The organism is Armatimonadota bacterium, assembly GCA_035527535.1.
GTDB lineage: Bacteria > Armatimonadota > Hebobacteria.
In genome coordinates, this window is the sequence record DATLAK010000185.1 from 1 (window position 1) to 18,446 (window position 18,446).

General features: G+C 64.9%; 12 protein-coding genes. 5 read left to right on the top strand and 7 right to left on the bottom strand.

Going from position 1 to position 18,446, the window contains the following annotated elements:
* Window positions 1–337: 337 nt before the first annotated feature.
* Together VM221_13775 and VM221_13780 are read right to left on the bottom strand one after the other, a co-directional pair.
* Window positions 338–1,960 (bottom strand): hypothetical protein, encoded by a 1,623-nt coding sequence (locus VM221_13775; GenBank protein ID HUT75890.1) that lies wholly within the window; start codon window positions 1,958–1,960, stop codon window positions 338–340.
* Window positions 1,926–2,504 carry a sigma-70 family RNA polymerase sigma factor gene (locus VM221_13780; GenBank protein HUT75891.1) on the bottom strand — a complete coding sequence of 193 codons (579 nt, stop codon included), beginning with the start codon at window positions 2,502–2,504 and terminating at the stop codon, window positions 1,926–1,928. Before VM221_13780 ends, VM221_13775 begins: the two co-directional genes overlap by 35 nt.
* A 507-nt stretch (window positions 2,505–3,011) precedes the next feature.
* Here VM221_13780 and VM221_13785 point away from each other — a divergent pair.
* The 5 genes from VM221_13785 (at window position 3,012) to VM221_13805 (ending at window position 10,992) form a co-directional block, all read left to right on the top strand.
* A complete protein-coding gene (locus VM221_13785) occupies window positions 3,012–4,562 on the top strand; it encodes a hypothetical protein (protein ID HUT75892.1) in 1,551 nt (516 codons plus the stop codon).
* 293 nt (window positions 4,563–4,855) lie between these two features.
* Complete coding sequence (locus VM221_13790; GenBank protein HUT75893.1) at window positions 4,856–7,090, top strand: hypothetical protein; 2,235 nt, start codon at window positions 4,856–4,858, stop codon at window positions 7,088–7,090.
* 184 nt (window positions 7,091–7,274) lie between these two features.
* Complete coding sequence (locus VM221_13795; GenBank protein ID HUT75894.1) at window positions 7,275–8,327, top strand: membrane dipeptidase; 1,053 nt, start codon at window positions 7,275–7,277, stop codon at window positions 8,325–8,327.
* Between the two features lie 2 nt (window positions 8,328–8,329).
* Window positions 8,330–9,262, top strand: coding sequence for an amidohydrolase family protein (locus VM221_13800; protein ID HUT75895.1), 933 nt, complete (start codon window positions 8,330–8,332; stop codon window positions 9,260–9,262).
* Window positions 9,263–10,020: 758 nt separating this feature from the next.
* On the top strand, window positions 10,021–10,992 hold the full coding sequence (locus tag VM221_13805) for a galactose oxidase (protein ID HUT75896.1): 972 nt from the start codon (window positions 10,021–10,023) through the stop codon (window positions 10,990–10,992).
* Between the two features lie 253 nt (window positions 10,993–11,245).
* Here the strand turns inward: VM221_13805 and VM221_13810 are convergent, their stop codons facing one another.
* The 5 genes from VM221_13810 to VM221_13830 all read right to left on the bottom strand — a co-directional run bounded on the left by VM221_13810 (window position 11,246) and on the right by VM221_13830 (window position 18,369).
* Window positions 11,246–11,404, bottom strand: a complete 159-nt coding sequence (locus tag VM221_13810) for a hypothetical protein (GenBank protein ID HUT75897.1) — start codon at window positions 11,402–11,404, stop codon at window positions 11,246–11,248.
* 31 nt (window positions 11,405–11,435) lie between these two features.
* The gene (locus VM221_13815) at window positions 11,436–13,694 is read right to left on the bottom strand and encodes a glycoside hydrolase domain-containing protein (GenBank protein HUT75898.1); all 2,259 of its coding nucleotides are present in this window, start codon (window positions 13,692–13,694) and stop codon (window positions 11,436–11,438) included.
* A gap of 877 nt (window positions 13,695–14,571) precedes the next feature.
* The gene (locus VM221_13820) at window positions 14,572–14,694 is read right to left on the bottom strand and encodes a hypothetical protein (GenBank protein HUT75899.1); all 123 of its coding nucleotides are present in this window, start codon (window positions 14,692–14,694) and stop codon (window positions 14,572–14,574) included.
* 82 nt (window positions 14,695–14,776) lie between these two features.
* Window positions 14,777–17,968, bottom strand: coding sequence for a GNAT family N-acetyltransferase (locus tag VM221_13825; protein HUT75900.1), 3,192 nt, complete (start codon window positions 17,966–17,968; stop codon window positions 14,777–14,779).
* Between the two features lie 86 nt (window positions 17,969–18,054).
* Window positions 18,055–18,369 carry a heavy metal-binding domain-containing protein gene (locus tag VM221_13830; protein HUT75901.1) on the bottom strand — a complete coding sequence of 105 codons (315 nt, stop codon included), beginning with the start codon at window positions 18,367–18,369 and terminating at the stop codon, window positions 18,055–18,057.
* Window positions 18,370–18,446 lie beyond the last annotated feature (77 nt).

The following is an 18,446-nucleotide window of genomic DNA, read 5'->3' on the forward strand; positions in this document are numbered from 1 at the left end:
GTTGGCGCCGCGTACGCGGCGCCAGATTGAACAGGCGAAGGCGCCTGTTCCACATCCGAGAGCACGATCCCACCCCTCGGCGCCTCAGCCCTCAAATCGGTGGCTCAGCATACCGCTAATAGCAGACTTTCGCTGCGGGCCACTCGCTCGACTGCGGGGACGCCCCGTGTCCTTGTCAGGGACTCGTGAAGCCGGCGCAGGTGAAGGGAGGGGAAGAACTTCCTCTGGGAGGCGAGTAGACGGGGATCAGGGATAAGATGAGTAGAGGCGACTCGACGAGTCGCCTCTACTGGCCTGCAGGGCGGGGCTTCCGTGCCCCGCCGGCTAGCATTTCTCCCTAGTCCTGCCGCAGCTTCGGCGCGGGGCCGGGCACCTTGATCCAGCCGTCCTCGACCGTTTGGTCGAATCCAGGACCGTGGATTCGCGCTTTGCCCATGATGTAGTACTCTTTCCGGGCGGGCGAGTACCAGATGCGGATTTGGCGCATCGCGCCTTTGTTCAGCGCCTCGAAGTCGCAGCCGCCGTTGGCGATGCCGAAGCGGTTAGCGTTGCCGACGGGCCAGCAATGACCACTGGACCGGACGAGCAATCTCGCACCGGCCGCCACGAGCTCCTTGCCCTTCGCGTCCCACTGCGCCCTCACCTCCGGCGGCGGCATGTGCCGCTTTGACTCGGCGCGAATGCGCGCCTCTTCCCGCGCTCGTTGGGCTTTCCACTGCTCGATGCTCACAATCGGCGGAGTCGGTGCAGCGAACTCCTCATTTGTCAGAACGCGTCGGAATGGCCCTCTCACATCTTCCACCAGGACTCTCCCGAATATGATGTACGTGTTCTGAGGTGTGTAGAGCATTGCCGTGCCCTTATTGTCGAGAAGCTGAAACCGAAGATTAGGGTGAAAGTCACCGATGTCCGAGAGCCCGGCCGGGCCTTTTCGCGGTGGACATTTCCAGATAAGGTAGGCACCCTCAGCTTCCAGCTTCTTGATCGCAGCCTCAACTTCCTTCCAACCTTCCACCGAGGCTGGTGATGGAGGCGCGGTCTCATCGGTTACAACCGCGTTCTCAGGAATGCTGACCTGGAAAGTGGAATCGGGGATCGCGACATTGTATTCGATCCGCTCTAGCTTGTCCACGAGGCTGCCGGCGCTATCGTATTCCTCCAGACCCAGGAGAAGATCTGTGTCCACATCTACGATCAGAACACCTTTGGCCAAACCAGGGCTGCCGGGAGAGATCAGGATGGCCTTTTTCGCTTGCCGCCCGTCAGGAAGTCTGATGGCTTCCCACCTGACCGCCTCCATTCCCGGCTCAAGCAATACCCCCCTGAACAGATCGAGGTAGGTCATGCCCTCGCTTAGCCCTACATACTCTCCTGGCGGGCTGATTGTTGCCATCACGAGGTTGTCCGAGATGCTGAGCGTGACGAGCCGATTACCGTCGTCCACGACATCTTCTGTCCCTTCGGTCACCATGCGGAACTTCCGCCCTTTGACCCAGCCCTCGACCGAGCGGCGCTGCCCGGTTCCGCGATCGAGCGTCGATCCCACGAAGTGCGCGCTCGTGACGTTTGCCATGGCGCGCGCAACAGCCGCCAGCGCCGTATCGCCTCTCCGGCCCGGGAGCTGCCAGAGTGCTACGCCTGCCAGCACACCCAGAAACACAACCGCCATCACTGTCCGTCTCATCGTCATTACCCCTTGTCTACGCGACTGCTGGACGGGGAGTGAGGGACCATGCGTGCGTGCGGAAGCAGCCGCTAGCAGCGCGTCTGCGTGAACGCATTCGCCGAGTGCCGGCGGAACAGGCTCGTCTTCAAGCTGCTCAATCTGGCGGCTAAGACGCTGCCACTCCGCTGCGTTGAGCCGGCACCGGCCGCACAGCCGCAGGCGCGCGGACATGACCAGCCGGCCGATAGCACTCAGCTCATCATCCAGGAATGCTCTCAGGTTCTCGCACATCATTGTCTCGTCCCTCGCTTCGCCCCAGCTTCTCGCGCAGAAGTCTGAAAGCGACATTCATCCGCGACTTGACCGTGCCGATGGGGACGCCGAGGATCGCTGCCGCTTCCCGGTAGTTCAGCCCCTCCAGATGTACCAGGCAAAGCGCTTCCCGGTAGAGATCAGGCAGAGCGTAGACGGCTTGCCGTACCCGACGTCGCTCATCGGCCTCCAGGAGGAGCGCATCCGGGTTGGCCATCTCCCTCTCGTGCCGGGTCTCGTCGAACTGCGCAGTCTCGGCATTCGGCTTGTCCCGGTATCGCAGGAACTGGTGGTAGGCGATGCCGAAGACCCAGGTCTTGAACTGCGACTTCCCCTCAAAAGAGCCGATGCTTTGCCACAGTGCCACGAAAGTCTCCTGCGCCAGGTCTTCCGCAACGTCGGGGCTGCGGGAGAGCCGTAGCAGGAACCGGTAGACGGGGCCGAGCAGCAGGCTTACTACGGCCGTGTACGCGCCGTCCTCGCCGCGCCGCAGCGCCTCGACTGTCAGTCGGTCAATGCCTGGCATTCGTTGCTCAGTCGCGGATTGCGCTTTCATGAGTATGTCAGGTTTCCAGGGGAAACGGTTCGGTGACCATCAGCTCCGGTCAGGCTCTAGAGCCCCTTCTTCGCTCTCGAGTCCGTTTCACACTCCCGGTCGGAATCGAAACCGTGGACAGCCGAGTCTCGCAAGCCAAGGGAACCCGGCTTTCTCTAACCCAGATTATGCATGAGGACAAGTCAACGTCATTCTGAGCGCAGTGGCTAGGGCCGACGGATCGGCCCGCCGTGGCGGTCCTTCGGGCTTAGCCGCTCGGGATGACGCACTCATTGGGTAAGGACCTCACGTTGACAATGCATATTGACTCCGACATAATGAACGCAACGAACTGGCGCTTGAAGAAGATGCCAATATGTGCTTGAATATCTCCGTTGAAGCCCACCCTGGTTGTTGGATTGTTAATGCAGAGCTCAATAATCCGGGTTAGAGGGACATCACCATGTTGGGGTAGGCAAGCTGAGGAATCAATAGGGAATGCGGATTCCCGAATCTGATATGGGTAATCCCGGCTCGGAGGTCAATCTTATCATGCCCGGCATCGCTCTCAACGAGGATAGTTCGCACTTCTTCATCAGCCGCGCGGCCCGGCGCCTGGACGCCGAGCAGGTCGCCGCCTGGGTGGATCAGTACGCGGACACGCAGGTTCAAGAGCTCATACTCAACCCCAACGCCATGCGCACGAGCTACGCCAGCGAGGTCTGGGATCCCATCTGGCGCGGGTACGACCCGCAGCGCGGCGACGACCAGCCGTTGTTCGCCAGCCTGTCGGGGGAAGCGCGGCAATCGGCGTTCAACTGGGTGCACACGGCGTGGCAGTTGAACCGCGACGGCATTGACGTTTACGCGCAGTGGATCGCGCGCTGTCGCCAGCGCGGCATCTCGCCCTGGATCTCGATGCGCATGAACGATGTGCACAACGCCGAGGATGAGAACAACTTTATCCACAGCGAGTTCTGGCGCGCGCGCCCGGACCTGCGGCGGGTGTCGTACCGGTTTCATGAGTGGACCGACCGCGCCTTCGACTACGGCCAAGCGGAGGTGCGCGAGTACCACTTGGCGCTCATCCGTGAGTTGGCGGAGCGCTATGATTTCGACGGGATGGAGCTGGACTGGATGCGTTTCGGGTTTCATTTCCGCCCCGGCCACGAGAGCGCGGGAATTCCCCTGCTGAACCAGTTCATGGCGGAGGTGCGCGGGCTGCTGGACGACTGGGGGCGCAAACGCGGGCATAAGATACTCCTCGGCGCGCGGGTGCCATCTCGGCCGGAGACCTCCCTCGCCCTGGGCATGGAGGCGGTGACGTGGGCGCGGCAGAGCCTGGTTGACATGCTCGTCGTCACGCCGTTTTGGGCGACCACCGAAACCGACATGCCGATCGAGACCTGGAAGGCGCTGCTGCACGGGACACAGGTCGTCCTGGCGGCCGGGCTGGAGATACTCGTTCGCCCCCACCCCGCCTACTGGGAAAAGTCCCCCATCAACTCCCTGGAGACGGTGCGGGGGGCGGCGACGACGATGCTCGACCGCGGCGCCGACCGCATCTACCTGTTCAACTACATGGACGACCCCAGCTCGCAGGTAGCTGGCAAGGACTACCCAAAGCTGCTGCGCGAAGTCGGCGATCTGCAGACGCTCAGCGGCAAACCGCGCCGCCATGTCCTCACCTACGCCGACACCTGGGCGCCTGGCGAGCCGCGGGCCATCGCGCTGCCCGCCAGGTGCGGTCCCGGGGCGAGCGCAGCCTTTCGCCTTCCGACCGGCCCGCAGCCCGAGCCCGGCGAGGTGACGGCCATTCTCGGAATTGAAGGCGAGGCGGTCGCCGGCGACGAGGGGATGGAGGTGCGGGTCAACGGCGAGGTGTGCCGTGCGGTCGGGCGCGTGGAGTTGCCCGAGCCGCGGATGGAGGTCCCAACCTACGGCTTTGTCGTGCCGCCGGCGGCGATGAAGCGCGGGCACAACCTGATCGAGGTCACGCCCCGGCGCGAGGTTACGTTCTGCTGGGTGGAGTTTTACGTGCGGCCGTGAGGGCGCGCCCGGAGGTAATTGCGGTCCCTGCGGACCGCCACCACCCGCCGCAGGGCTAAAGAAAACCAACCCTTTGCGATTCTCACTTTTCAACTCAGCAGGACCGGACTGTGTATCGGTCACCGCAAGGATAGCATTCCTCTCATCCGATTCCCACTCTCCGCGAACATACCCCAAGCCTCCGTCCATTTGACTCACCACCGTTCCTCGCAGGAAGCCGTTCGAGAACGCAGAAGTCTCACTCAGGACTGGTTGTGGTGACGCCGCGGTATCACCGCGATTGGAGGGGAACCATGAGAATCCTCGGCCGTCCATGCGTCCTCATGCCCGCAGCGCTGGCGTTGCTGACCACGATGACCGTACCGTCCTGCGGCGCGGTCACAAGCGCGCGCCACCGGGCGGCAGTGAAACCTAGCACCAGCAGCAAAGAGCCAGCTGGAGTCGCCACATATGTCGGACCGAAGCCCCTGCCGGCGGGGCCCAAGGCGTACACCGAACGCCAGTATGCCGCAGTGCGCTTGGCGTGGCGCCGCAAGGTGACGGTGGAAGCCTACCGCGCCGTCGGGCTGCGCGACCCGGCCTGGGATGAAGCCGCGCTCAACCTGCTGGAGGCGTACGCGCGCTGGGTCGGGCAGCAACCCGATGCCCCCAGCGCGAAGCAGTTCATGGCGGCGGCGCAGCCGCTGATGGACACCGAGTGCAATGATCCCTTGGTTCTGTACTGCGTCGGCAGCGCCCTGCAGGAGGTCGGCAAGGCGAACGAGGCGGAGCCGTATATCCGCCGGGCGATCGAGGGCTACGGGGCGACGCGCTACCCCAGGGTGAGCATGTGGGCCGCGCCCTATAACCTTGCCCAAGTGTGCAAGGCGATCGGCGGCGACAAGGCCAAGGAGCAGGACCAGTGGCTGGAGGAGCAGGCGCGATGGATCGGCGAAGCCGTGCGCGGCTATAATTGGACCGGGCCGGAGCGCCGCGTGCTCTGGGCCCCCATCGAGTTTCTACTTGGCCAGGATCTCGAACCGAAGGTGAAGCAGGTGTACGAGGCGCTCACCTCCAAGCCGGGCGCTGACGAGTGGTTCGTCAACATGGCCGGGGGCGAGTATCGGATCGACGCCGCGTGGGAGGCCCGCGGCACCGGTTGGGCTTCCACGGTGACTGAGCAGGGCTGGAAGACCTTCTATGAGCAACTGGAACTGGCGCGGGCGCACCTGATGAAGGCGTGGAAGCTGCACCCCGACTACCCGGAGGCAGCGTGCAGGATGATCACGGTGGCGAACGGGGCCGGCGATGGCCAGGCCGCGTGTCGTTTGTGGTTCGACCGCTCGGTAGCCGCGCAGTTCGATTATATCCCAGCCTATCAGAGACTCCTCCAGTTTGCCCTGCTGCCTCGCTGGGGTGGCAGCCACCGGGAGATGTACGATGTCGGACTCGAATGCCTTGCCACGAAGCGCTTTGACACCGACGTCCCCGTGCAGCTGTGGCACGCGGTGTCTTTCATCAGCGAATGTGACGGCGACGACACCATCTGGCACCAGCCCGGCGTTTATCGGGACCTGCGCGCGGTGTTCGAGGGCATGGCGGCAGAACCGTCGCGGGCGAAAGAGATCCCGCAGATAAGGGCCCAGGAGGCAGCGCTGGCGTGGCGCTGCGCAGCCTACGACGACGCGCGGCGCCTGGTGGACGGGTTGGGCGGGCAGATCCCTGAGCGCCGCCCCCGGCATACGGTCTTCGAGGATTACTATAGAACCCCCACCGAGTCGGCCCTCAGCGAGATCTACGCGGCGACCGGCTCCTTTGCGCCTCAAGTCAGAAAGGCCGAGGGGCTGTATCAAGCGGGCAACGCATCCGGGGCGCTGCCCATCTTCAAGCAGGTGCTCCACGATAACACCGACCGGCTGGCTGATGGCTACCTGCGATCGCGAGCTGGAAGCTGTCGGATTGAATCCGAGCTCGACACCGGCAAGTGGGTAGCGCTCACCACATCACTGGACGCCTGGCGTGCGCGCGACGGGGAATGGGGTCTCGCCAGCGACGGCTCGGTCAGCACGACGGGCCCCCGGGGCTGGGTGAGACTGATATGCGCGGCGCGGATGCCGCGCAATTTCGAGATGCGCGCCGAGGTGGAGCTCAAACCTTCAGGCGGAACCATTACCGGCGGTGTCGTTTGCGGCCTCGACCGGATGGACAAGGGGCGGTCCATTTACATAGCGACTCAATCGGGCGGCCAGGCCAGCGTGTATGGCGCCCACGGCATCCTCGAGAGCAAGCGCGTGAAGCCCATGGATCGTTACATCCTTACGATTCAGGTCTGGGACTACAAGCTGACGGCATATGTGAACGGGGAGCTGGTTGACGAAGGCAGGGAGTTCAAGTGGGATCTCAACCCTTCGTCGCCCGCCCAGGTCGGGCTGGCGGCATATGGCTCGCCTCCCTCAGACTCAGACCGCGCCGTGTTGTTCCACAACGTGCAGGCGCGATCCCTTGAAGAAGCGCCGTCACCTCCAGAGGTCCAGGCGTCGGGCGGCTGAGAGCTCCGTGACCGCTGACCTCTGCCGTCGCAGCGCTCCTCGGCGGCCATGAAGGGGGCGCGTGCAGCAGGTAGTGGTGCTGGTAGGCGGCCTGGAGGTCCTGCGCATGCTGTGTCGCCTGGCCTGAGTCGGAGTTCGGCGAATCACCGGGGCGCGCCGACAACCTGTGTCCTGGGATCTGACCATGTGTGAGTCCATCGCCGAGTCGCCCGCATGGCAGTACCTGCACGCCAGCGCGATTGTCTGGCTGCTCCACGATCATTATTACCACCGGCTGGATGCCAACCTAGCCATGCGGGAGGGCGGCGTGACTGCCAAGACGGTCATGCCCGTGGCCGACGTTGCGATCTATAACGACAGCCGGAATGAAGACGACTGGGAGTTCTACGTGAGTTCGCTGGCCCAGACGGAGGGCTGGGCGCGGGATTCCCTGGTGCGGCTGGAACGAGCCCGTCGGCTCTACGAATCGAGGCCGGATCGGTTCCTGGTGGCGCAAAAGGCACAAGATGTGCTGCGTGCCAAACGGGAAGGGAAATCCGCCATCTTCTTTGGCTTCGAGGGCTGCAAGGCGCTGGAGGGACGGATCGAGCTGCTTCAGGTCTTCCATCGGTTGGGCGTGCGGCATATGCAGTTGACCTGGGATCGCCCTAACCAACTGGTGGATGCCTCCTCCGGTGAATGGCGGCTCTCTGGCTTTGGGCGGGAGGCGCTAGCCGGCATGAATGAGTTGGGGATTGTGGTGGATGTTTCACATGCCCCCTGGAGCTTCTTCGCAGAGGTCATTGAGTTCAGCCGGCAACCGGTAGTAGTGGCGCACGGAGCGCCCAGCGAAGCCCACCCAGGCTGGGGAGACATGGAACGCCGGCACCTGGACGCCCTCAAGGGATGCGGCGGACTGCTTGGGCTGCATTTCTGCCGCCACTACATCAACGGCCCGTTCGCCACCTTCAGCGATTTTCTGGACACGGTGGATCACCTGGTCGAGCGGGGCTATGAGGACATCATCGCCCTGGGCGGAGACTTGTTCGAAGACGATGCCTATTTCCGACGGCGTCATCCGGCCCCCGCAGATGCCAGTCACCAGGAGTGGCGCCCGTTCATTGATGAGCTGAGCGATATTAGCCGGCTGCCCAATGTCACCTGCGGCCTGGTCTCCCGGGGCTATCCGCAGGCAGTCATTCGCAAGCTCCTGGGTGAGAACGCCCTGCGCGTGTACCGTCAGGCGCTAGGAGGCTGAAAGTGATCATTGACACGCATGTCCACCTCATCCGTCCGTTCGATTCCCATGGGAATCCTCAGTGCTACAGCCCCCACAAGCCAACCGGCGCCGAGGACTACCTCGCGGTCATGGAGGACGCCGGCATTGACCGCGCTTTTTTCATTAGCTGGTCACCGGAGGACCTCCCCGCCGATCTGGAGGGCAAGGGCATCGCCTTCGAGAGCGTGCGCGAGACAATGGCGCGCGACTATGCGCTGGAGGTGATGGCGAGGTTTCCCGACCGCTTCTACTGGTTCCCCTGCCATCTCGGGCCGCAAGTCCCAAACCACATGGCGCTGGCGCGCGAGAGCCTGGAGCTGGGCGCCGCCGGCCTCAAGCTGGCGGTCTCCTTCTGGGGCGAACTGCCCGATGACCCGCGTCCGATGCGGATTTGCGAGCTGGCGCGCGAGTTCGATGCGCAGATCATCTTGGATACCTCCTTCTGGTATCTGGGCAAGGACCGACCCGCCGATCCCGACTCCTTACCCCAGGGATTCCGCGAAGTCGCCAAGCGCGTCCAGGATTTCCCCGACTATCTCAGCCACCTGCGAGCGGTTATCGCGGCATATCCGACCATCAACTTCCAGCTTGCCCATGCGGGCGCGTGTGATTGGACGGTCGAACGCGCCCGCGAGGTCGGGCGCTTCATGCGCGAGCACCCGAACGTCTATGCCGACCTCGGCGCCGTGCCCCTCACCGCGCCGGGACTGGAGTGCCTAGTGGAGGCGGCGGGAGAGGACCGCATCATGTTCGGCACGGACTGGCCGCACTTCGCGCAGGGGCCGAAGATGCGCGAGGCGCTGGACAGCATCCGGCGACCGGGGAGGTTCGCCGCGAGAGTGGCGGAGAAGATCGTGGGCGAGAACGCTGTGGCCTTCGTCAAGGGCCGGGAGCCGGGGCTGAAGCAGGCGTAGAGGACGGCGGCGCAGTTGACTGGAGTCATCTGTCCTAGTCAGGTGCCCGTGAAGCCGGCCTGCGATCGTGCCGCCAGCCTGTATGCGGTGGTTCGAGTGTCCGGGAAGAACCGGCACCCGATGCTACCCCACACCCGCTTCGCGCAGAGCGCAGGCCGCTGCCAGTGGTCGCCACGGTGGACGATCGCCGGTACCGTGCCGCCCAGCGTCATGTGGCCGCGATAGCGGTTGTGGCTAAGCCTTCGGCGGCTAGGCCGCTGGTCGCCGCCCCGGCCGCAGGCCTATTGAGCTTCGCCTAGTATGTCGGACTTCCTGGACTGGTTGTGATATAGGGCGGGCATGAAATCGCAATCGCAGCCCAGCTCGCCAAACGCATGGCGGGCAAGTCGCAGACGAGATTTCGCAGACCTGGAGAAGCGCCGCCGGGAAGCGGCCCGCCTGTTCGCCGAGGGCAATTCACGTGCGCAAGTGGCGCGCGCCTCGGGGGTTAGTGGCAAGCAGCCAGCAACTGGTTCCAGGCGTGGCAGCAAGACGGCGAGGAAGGCCTGAAAGCCGCCGGGGGGCGCTGGGCGCTGACGGCCGAGGGGAACCATCACTGCAGGTATGACCGGCGGGACCTGTACTGCATGTACCACCCATGGAAGACCTCGAGGACCGGTGACCATGCCACGCTGACGATAACGGTGACCATCCCCAAGGGGTGGAAGCCGCCGTATGGAGTGGAGTCCTACTGCTCAGACAGAGAGGATACGGCCATCATGGATTCAACCATCGTCCCTTCCCATGGGGCGAACGGGTACCGCTGGACCGAGATTAGCCCGGCTGCGCCATTCGCACCGCGGGACGGGGCCGGCGCAGTAGTGTTTGGTGGGAAGATGTGGCTATTGGGTGGCTGGAACCCGACAGACAAGGAACACTTCCCCCAAGCATGTAACAGCGAAGTCTGGTCCTCCAAGAACGGCATCGACTGGCATCTGGAGAACCCTCGCGCTCCGTGGGAACCACGCCATACCGCGGGTTACGCAGTGCATAAGGGCAGAATGTGGATCGTTGGCGGCGATCCCCTACAGGGGCACTACCAGAACGACGTTTGGAGCAGTGGGGATGGTATCCACTGGGGTCTGGTATGCGACAAAGTTCCTTGGGCTGAGCGCGTGCTGCACTACACGCTGGTGCATGACGGCAAGATTTGGGTTATGGGCGGGCAGACCCTCCCACAGTTCGCCCCGGCGACAGAGGTGTTCTACAACGACGTCTGGAGTTCGAGCGATGGTGTTGAGTGGACTCGCGTCACCGCGCGCGCGCCCTGGCGGCCGCGAGGCATGATCGGTAGTTGCGCCGTACTCAAGGGCAGGATGTGGATCCTTGGCGGCGGCACCTACGAGACCCCGGCGACGCCCACGAGAGAGTTCTACAATGATGTCTGGAGTTCAGCTGACGGCGTTAACTGGCAAAGGCACGTCGAACATGCGCCTTGGGATCCACGACAGTACCACGAAGTAGCTGCCTTTGACGACAGGTTGTGGGTGCTGGAGGGGATGCACGGGGGGCGCAATCGGAATGACGTGTGGTATTCCTCTGACGGTGTCAACTGGCATGAACTGCCCAATACTCCTTGGGAGCCCCGACACGCGGCAAGTGTATGCGTTCACGACGACGGACTGTGGGTGATCGCAGGGAATAACATGTTCTCGGACGTATGGAAGCTCACTCGCGTGGGGACCCGTTAGAGTATACGAGTATACGGGGAGGCTACGTGTACCGCGACAGGCGATGTGCAGGTGCTCCTGGTGTCGACGATACGCGGATGGATGCAACAGGCCCTGTAGTCGGCCATAGTCGAGATGATGGTTGCGTTTGATGCCGGTTGCGGATCTCAAGCACCGGTGAAACCAGGTGCGGGTGTCAGGCGCAGCTGAGACCAGCTCGAGTGGACTGATACCGATCCTTCTGGGCACCTGGGCGGCCCAGCGGTCATGCAGGTCAGCCCGGCTGCAGGCCGAACACTCGCTCGGCGCAGAGCGCAGGCCGCTGCCAGTGGTCGCCACGGTGGACGATCTCCGGTACCGCGCCGCCCAGCGTCATGTGGCCGCGATAGATGAACATGCCCTCCTGATCGGTGATGGCGCCAGAGGCGCACAAACGCCTTCCGGAAGAGGAGGCAAAGCTAAGTCTAGTCATGGCTCCCCGCCGGCTGCAACCGATGCCGCAGGCGCTCGATATGGGTGGCCACCTCGTTCCGGTGAGCAAACATCACCTCCGAGTTCTTGGTAAACGTGGCCAGATCGCTGGAGATTGCCGGGCCAATCGTTAGCAGCGCCCGCGATCTCGCCACAAGCGCATCTCGGTCGTATGCATCACTCGCCTCCAACGCCTCCTGAAGCGATTGCAGAACAGCAAAATAGTCGTAGTCCTCCATGCCGTCACGGAAGATCTCAAGTCGCACGCTGCTCCAGAACGCACCCTCCGGTCCAGGATACACGAGTTGCGCCTCGCCGTTCACGTTCAGATAGGTCCATGCGTTCCACGGCACCTCCGGCCAGCGCTTCCCCAACGCGATCGCTCGGTCAATGGCAGGATCTCCAGACCACGGCACCATATTCGAGCCCCATTGATCCAGGCACCAGTGCAGCAGTCCCTTCGCCTGGTACTTCCAGCAGTGCCAGAAGGTCATGCGCTCTTCAATGCCCGTGTAGTCTACGTACCAGTTAGTGTAGGGACGTTTCATCGTCGGGCCGCCGTAGAACCACAGCTCGTCACCAGCGGCTTGACGCGCCGCCACCGCCTCGTAGTTGAACGCGTTAGCCGTCACGACCCACGTGTCGATGGCACCTTCTAGACCCTCCGCCGGCGGGGACGCCGTGCACACGCGGTTGAGCCCCGGGAAGTGCTTACCGATCTGCTCCATCGTATGCCGGACATCCGGGTATAGGCTTGGGTCTGGCTCATCGTGCGCGTATATGAACGCCATGTCGAGCAGGTCCTGCTCCTTCAGGTAGCTGTAATGCCGCTCGATTCGTGCTAGCGTGGCCTCTGGCAACGGCCACGAGGGCGCGCTGCCCAGTTGCACCGCATTCAGGCCCCGCTCCAACGCGAACTCGAAATTGTCAATAGGCTCAAGCAGGTTCCAACCGGTCGCCGGGTTGACACGATACCTGAGGAGAAACGCCATCTCATTGCGCCGTACGTGCTCGGGAATCTCGTCCCACCCGTTCCAGTCCCTGATGTATCCCTCATTCAGCCAGAAAACGGTCTTGAGCGCCGGCCACCGAGGCAAATCGAAATCGTAGACGCGCACACGAACCGGCACGACAGCGTGCGCGCCATCAGCCACACGAACCTCCACGGTCCCCGTGTAGACGCCCGCCGGAGTGCCGTAGGGGATATGTAGGGACACCCAAACGGGCTGGTGAAGCCGATCTATCGGGACCGTGCGTCGTGCATCGGTCATTGGGATGAGCGGGTCCGGAAACCAGCCGATGTAGTCGATAGGATGACGCGGCTGGCGCGTCTCCACGAAGTCTACCCACTGAAACTCGAACTTCCCGGAAGGAATGGTGGCGCCACGGGGACCGCGCAGGTCTGATGCAGCCAACGAGACGTCGGCTAACTCGTCGCCGCCGGGGATTAGAACGAGCTGAAGGCCCTCGTACTCCCCACGTGCTGCTGCGATCTCAAACTCGTCGGCCAGCGGGCCGGCAAACGCGCGATCCCGGAGCAACTTCTCCAGGGTCGATGCCTTCCCTACGGCGAACGCCGCATCCCCCACGTCATGGTCCAGCCACCATTTGAGCTTCTGCGCTCTGCCAAGCAAACGCTCGAGCGGACTAGCGAGTCCGTGCCATTCCGCTACGGAAGTCTCCGCCTCTGCCAGCTGCGCACGCCTCTTCTTGGCCTCGCTCTCAAGCCGCACCAAGGACTGCCAAATCCATCGCGGCGCCAGCGAATCGCCTGCCGCCAGGCGATCGCGGACTCTGCCCAGAGTACACTGTGCCTCGTCCAGGGTCGCTCGGTTCGCCGGCACATTGACCGCGATGGACTGCCGCAGGAACGGGCGTCCGCAGCCGCTCTCAGCCACTTCGAGGGTCACAATGCCAAGCGTGCCGTCAGGCAGTACATATGTCAGTGGTTGACGAAGACGGCCACCCGCTGGAATGGAAACTTCTTTCGTAAGCAGGGTCTGCTTGCCATCTACTTCCTCTAGGATCAAGCGGATGTCCGCCGAGGCAGTGGACGCACTGTGGTTCACGAACTGTACTGTCAACGGATTCTCGCCCACATGCGGAGGCGCGACTTCCTGCAACTCTGCGGTCAGCGCATTGTGACCGCCGAAATAGACGTCACCGAAGTACTGCGGTTCGTAGAACCAAGCGTAGGTCACCGCCCACGAGGCGTTTCCTATTCGATTTGGAAGGCGGCGCCCCAGATTCATCCGCCACGCGTCTCCCCTGTCCGGTGCAGGGACGTCGACCCCGGCGAGCGGCAGTGCGAGTTCGGCCGTCCACGAGCCGTTCTGCGTAGATGCTGCCCCCCGAGGATCGGCACGCCACTGGCGTGCGCCGCCGCCGTACTGCCGTGTGACAAGATCGCCCTCCGACGTTAGCGCCGCTTTGTAGTATCGCTCAGGAGCGCCTGCGTCAATGAGAACCTCTGCCGTGGCGTCGCCGTCTGCGGGGGGGAAGGCAGGTGGCGCCTGACGTGTTGGCTCGGGACTAAGGCATCGAAACGCGACATATAGGTAGTCATCATCGTACGTCAGCCCCGCCTCAGTCACGAAGGGCGCGTACTCCCCCTGGTAGCACAGCGAAAAAGGCCGGACCCAGACTGCCCCGTCCCATACCGGCTCATCCAGGTTCCCGTCGATTACGGGGGCTGCGTCTGTGGCGGCAATGCGAATCGACGGCCGCCCGAACAAGGGCCGATCCCGCGGCGGTACTTGCTCCTTCGCCCAACATAGGGAGGCGGTCCGCGCAAGCACCAGAACCGCCACGGCTGTGGCCAGGACCCCCTTCCTCAGTACGCTCTTATCATCCATGTGTGGTCTCCCGTTGCCCCCGATTCCCGAGGTGGACCTGGCTGAGAAATTCCCAAGCTGGCCCGCAATCATCCTACTTCGCTTCACCGAGGCCGTCAACCTCGGCTGTGCGGTTGTGCTTTGTTCGTGAGATTGTGCGCGGCCAGCAAGCGCCCACTCGTGCCGTTCGCGCGAATTGGTGAAGGCCTCCCGCACCAGTTAGCCAGCGGCGAGATCGGTGCGTCGGCTCGTATCGCTCCTTCTGGGCACCTGGGCGGCCCAGCGGTCATGCAGGTCAGCCTGGCTGCAGGCCGAACACCCGCTTCGCGCAGAGTGCAGGCCGCTGCCAGTGGTCGCCGCGGTGGACGATCGCCGGCACCGCGCCGCCCAGCGTCATGTGGCCGCGATAGATGAACATGCCCTCCTGATCGGTGATGACGCCAGAGGCGCACAAATGATGTGCTTGGGCGCGCAGGTCGGCTTGAGCTTAGATCGCTGCCTCAGGGCAAGTGGCCGCAGCCCGATAAGCAGCACCAAGGCTGCACTTGCCGTGCGGTGCCGCCGCAGGCAAGATAGAGCACAGAGCGCCAGCGTTGCCCCGGCTCCAGCGTGCCCCATGACCGGGCCACCAGATGGTACCCGTCGCGGCCGCTGAGGTCCACCCCCGCGCGCGCGGCGTGCAGCGAGCCGCTCGTCAGCAAGACGGCGCACCGGGCGGCGGGGTTCTCGACGATCCCCCACGGCGCGCAGCTCACCGAGACGTGATCGGGCCGCCGATGGCGCACCGCCCCCGGCTCGCCAGCCCGATGCACGAGTATGACGTCGGTCGGTTTGCCCCCGAGCGCCAGCCAGACATCAGCCCCGGCCTCGAAGCGAGCTGACGCCTCGTGCCGGTTGGCGCACGCGACGCCGAGCGCCAGCACTGGCAGGCCCGGTAGGAGCATGTACTCCAGCGTCAGCCGCACATTGCGGCCGCGTTCGTGCTTGGGCGAACAGGAGACCCCGATCCCCCGCCAGGTAGCGCCGCTGCGCCCCTGGCGCGAAATGAAGCGCGCGCGAAACTTCTCGTGGTGCAGCAGAGCCCCGAGGTCGCCGAGCTGCGGCCAGATGCCGCCGAACCAGGGGTTCCAATACATGAAAGGCCCCGCATCGGGGTACCCGGAGTGCAGCAGCTCGCGCCCCTGCCAGGTCAGCGATACGGCGCAGCCGCAAAACGCGGGATCCACGCGCAGGGTCATGGGGGCCGCGCGCAGCGCGAGCACGCCGTCCTGCGCGCGCTCCTCGATCACGGGCGGCTGCTTGGGCAGCAGGACGAGCGGGAGGTCGCGGCGGTAGGTGACTTCCTCGAGCCGCAGCTCGGCGCGCGCGGCGGCGACGCCCGGCCGCGCGCGGCTTGCGGGCTTGACCCCGATCGTCGAGGCCACGGGGTGGGCCTGGTCGAGATCGTCGAAAGCGATGATCCGCTGGTCGGCGTGCGCGCCCGGGGGCATCGCCAGGCGCAGCCGCCCCGACAGCTTCCGCCGGCCCGCGGAACGAGCAAAGGCGCGAACTTGCGCGCCCTCGGGCGTGACGATCGTCGGACTGGGTTCCAATCCGAACTCGATGGCGGGCGAGGAGGGGGCCGGCTCGCCCGCGCCAAAGGTGTCGGCTTTATCCCCGTGCAGCGTTTGCCACCACGAGCGAACGGCCTGCGCGCCGCCCGGGCCGGCGAAGACATGCAACGCCGGCGCCTCGGCCCGCGCGCCCGGCTGCAGGCGCCCCAGCGACTGCTGCACGCGCCACCCCTGCCGCTCGACCCGCGAGGCCTGCTCCCAGATCAAACCTACCGCGTAGCCGCGCTCATCCCACACGCAGGTCCAGCCCTCGGGCCAGTCCGCGTCCTCGTCGCCTGCGCGCAGGTGGTACAGTCCAAGACCGGCGCCCTCACTCGGCGCTTCGCTGATACCACCGGGCGCGGGCAGACCCGCGTATTGCTGGTGCTCCTCCGCCCGGGCGTGGCGCAGCACCGTGAGGTCGAGCGTCTCGGCGGTGGTGTTGATGACGGCGTCGCGGATCTCGACCACCGGCCGATGCGTCAGGGCGATCCGCCGCTCCAGGAGCACGCCCGGGCGCTGCACCGACTCGCAGCGCACCACCGCCGTCAGCGCGCCCGCATGCCGCTCGATGGCGGCATCCAGCCGCCGGCCGGTGAAGAACTCCTGCCAAACGAACGGCGGCCCCAGCGCCGGTGGCGGCAAGCGGATCAACGAGATCGGCCCCGCCTTCTCCCCATCGCGCATCCGGTCGAACACGCGCAGATGGCCGCCGCGGTCGAGGACGACCCGCAGGCTGTCGCTCTCCAGGATGGCGCGATCCTCGTCCGCCGAGCCCACGAGGTCGCCCGGCCCGCGCGCGCGCAGGGCGACGCGGGCGTCCTTGGCGCGGATAGTGCGCCGCCCAACCCGGAGGCTCACCTGCGCCGTAATGTCAACTTGCCCGGCCCCCTCGGGAGTCAGCAGCACCGGCACTTGTTTGCAGCTGTGGGGCTGCATCTGCAGCAATGCCGCCTGGCGTTTCATCCGCGCACCGCCGGGCGACGAGGCCGCCACCCGCACCCGCGCCGGCTGCTCCAGGTTGGACCGTACCCGCAGCAGCACCTGCTGTTGCTGCCGCGGGCGCAGGGACACGAAGTCGCGCTCGACCTCCACGGCGGCGGGCTGCCGCAAGTCCATGCCCGCCGCCAGCTCCACGGGCTCGCCGTCGAGCAGCACCGCCGACCTGATAATGTGCGCGAAGGGCGCCTTCTCCTTGTCGCGGATATCGGGGGCCACCACGAACTCGGCCGACCGCACCTCGCACCCGCGCACGGTGAATGACCCCTGGAAGTCGCACGCGATGCCGGGATCGGGCCGGCAGACGATTACCGCCTGCAAGTCGCGCCCGCGCTTGCTCTCGATCTCCCAGCGGATCGCCTGCGGCAGGTCGGCAATGACCTTCTCCCCCGGCAAGTAACAGCCGACCCGCAGCTCGTTGGTCTCGATCTCCAGCAAGCCCCAGGAGTGGCGGTCGAAGACCATCCGCAGCAGGTCACCATCGGCGCGCCACAGGTACTCGAAGGCCCGCACCTCGCCGTGGCGGTAGGCGTCCTCGAGCAGAGCGAGGTCGCGCACCTGAGTGTCGTACCAGTTGTGGCGCTCGAAGAACGGGCGCGCCAGGGGGTGGCGCAGCGCGAACGGGACGAAGTTGAGCATCCATGCCTGGGTCTCCGGCACCCACATGAAGCCCGCCTTCTTATAGAGCGGCACCGCCTTGAGGTTGCCCGCCCACGTGCCCAGATGCACCTGGTCGAAGCCCAGCTCCATCGCCTTCTCGACGCAGCTCAGGAGCACCGCTTTGCCGAAGCCGCGCCCGTGGTAAACGGGGTGGGCGTTGAGGTGTGGGATGTAGGCGTGGCGGTCCCCCCGTTGGGCATTGAGGTCGCAGTAGGCGACGAAGCGACCATCGGTTTCGGCGACGAAAGCGGCCAGGCGGTCCTGCTCCTTGAGCTGGCGTTCCGCCTCCTCGGGCGTCTGCTCGTGCGCGCCGCCGAATCCGCCCGGCCAGCCGGGGGCGCTTTCGTTCCGGAGGCGGGCGAGGCCCGCGGCGTCCCCGGGACGCCAGTCGGCGGTCAGGTCTCTGGTCGGGTAGTGTCGGACATGGATCAGGGGCATCATGAGCCTCCTTGACTAACGACGGAAGGCGAACCGGAGCGGTTTACCGATCATCGAACCGGAGCGGGAGCCATGCGCGCCGACGCGAACTACTCGATAGTGACAGCGGTGCCGCTGACGCTCACCATAAGCATGCCGTCGCGCACGACCTCGTAATCTACGTCAACCCCGACGACGGCGTTGCCGCCCAGCGCCGCAGCCTGGTGGGACATCTCGTCGAAGGCGATCTGGCGCGCGCGCCCTAGCTCGTGCTCGTAGGCGGCGGCGCGCCCGCCGACGATGTCGGTGATGCTGGCGAAGAAATCGCGCATGATGTTGGCGCCCAGGATCGCCTCGCCGCAGACGACGCCGTGGTAGGCCTTGATGGGATGCCCCTCAATGCTGGGGGTGGTGGTGATGACCATCGTTATCTCCTCCTGCCGCCGGCCGGCGGCCGAGCATTTCGTCGTCGAGAGGGCGATCGCGACGATCCACGGGAATC

Coding starts and splice junctions, on each gene's coding strand:
- VM221_13785 (HUT75892.1), top strand. CDS start 3,012: ATGCGGATTCCCGAATCTGATATGGGTAATCCCGGCTCGGAGGTCAAT.
- VM221_13780 (HUT75891.1), bottom strand. CDS start 2,504: ATGCCAGGCATTGACCGACTGACAGTCGAGGCGCTGCGGCGCGGCGAG.
- VM221_13815 (HUT75898.1), bottom strand. CDS start 13,694: ATGAATCTGGGGCGCCGCCTTCCAAATCGAATAGGAAACGCCTCGTGG.
- VM221_13820 (HUT75899.1), bottom strand. CDS start 14,694: ATGTTCATCTATCGCGGCCACATGACGCTGGGCGGCGCGGTGCCGGCG.
- VM221_13825 (HUT75900.1), bottom strand. CDS start 17,968: ATGATGCCCCTGATCCATGTCCGACACTACCCGACCAGAGACCTGACC.
- VM221_13830 (HUT75901.1), bottom strand. CDS start 18,369: ATGGTCATCACCACCACCCCCAGCATTGAGGGGCATCCCATCAAGGCC.
- VM221_13790 (HUT75893.1), top strand. CDS start 4,856: ATGAGAATCCTCGGCCGTCCATGCGTCCTCATGCCCGCAGCGCTGGCG.
- VM221_13775 (HUT75890.1), bottom strand. CDS start 1,960: ATGATGTGCGAGAACCTGAGAGCATTCCTGGATGATGAGCTGAGTGCT.
- VM221_13795 (HUT75894.1), top strand. CDS start 7,275: ATGTGTGAGTCCATCGCCGAGTCGCCCGCATGGCAGTACCTGCACGCC.
- VM221_13805 (HUT75896.1), top strand. CDS start 10,021: ATGGATTCAACCATCGTCCCTTCCCATGGGGCGAACGGGTACCGCTGG.